Annotated in this window: 1 protein-coding gene; it reads right to left on the bottom strand. The window is 50.3% G+C overall.

Going from position 1 to position 769, the window contains the following annotated elements; all coding sequences use genetic code 11:
• Nucleotides 1-218 precede the first annotated feature (218 nt).
• Nucleotides 219-728 (bottom strand): antirestriction protein ArdA, encoded by a 510-nt coding sequence (locus NMC31_RS26060; RefSeq protein ID WP_000129958.1) that lies wholly within the window; start codon nt 726-728, stop codon nt 219-221.
• Nucleotides 729-769 lie beyond the last annotated feature (41 nt).

The raw sequence follows: 769 nt of genomic DNA, 5'->3' as shown, positions 1-769 counted from the left end.
AGACGGGAACCGGCTCGATGCGCAGCACAGCAGAGCGGCCCCGAAGGGGTAACGCCCTGTGTGGCATCAGGATTTAGCGCAATGGCAGAACATGAGCTGGAGAGATCACCGGCAAGCAGCAGCAAAGGGGCGGCGCAGCCGCCCAGATGGCTGTTTGCCGATACCGGCGATTAATTAGAGCGGTGTTTAATATCCCCCGCGTGGCGGGGGACTAGGTTTCAGCAAGTCATGTTAAATACGTGTCCGTCATGTAAACTGAAATCCCCAATAAACAGATCCCGCGCATAGGCTACGATGTCAAAATATCGGGCTACGGATTCAGGAATTTCATTCAGTAGACCGCTATCATTCAGGTATTCCTCTGCAAAAGTTTCTTCGTCCTTAGCTTCGCCCATATAGGCATCTCTAAACAGGTCGAAATCAGTGCTATTAAACAGATCAACAAAGGCCACAAACGCCGCTTCGTTTCCTTCCTCGCGGGCTTGTTTAAAGCCGTTAATAAAATCCCAGTTGATATGGCACTCTGACGCCATATCAGACGGAATACCCTCCCAATCCTGGAACATAAATTCTGGATCAGCCTCATTTGCGTGTAACTCGCGGCAGCGCTCGTAAAACTCCTCTGAGCTATCAAAATCGGTCAGATCGAGCCAGGCTCCCGCAATGCTTCCGCAGTTGTATTTATGGTAAGTGCCAACATAAACAGAAGGGGTCGTAATATCAGTCATGGTGTACTCCTTAAAGCGCCGATACCGGCAATTTTTCGGGC

The sequence above is a fragment of the Pseudocitrobacter vendiensis genome (assembly GCF_943590815.1).
Taxonomy (GTDB): domain Bacteria; phylum Pseudomonadota; class Gammaproteobacteria; order Enterobacterales; family Enterobacteriaceae; genus Pseudocitrobacter; species Pseudocitrobacter vendiensis.
The sequence above is the reverse complement of the archived record's forward strand: the minus strand, read 5'-3'. Positions and strand labels throughout refer to the sequence as shown.

Coding starts and splice junctions, on each gene's coding strand:
- NMC31_RS26060 (WP_000129958.1), bottom strand. CDS start 728: ATGACTGATATTACGACCCCTTCTGTTTATGTTGGCACTTACCATAAA.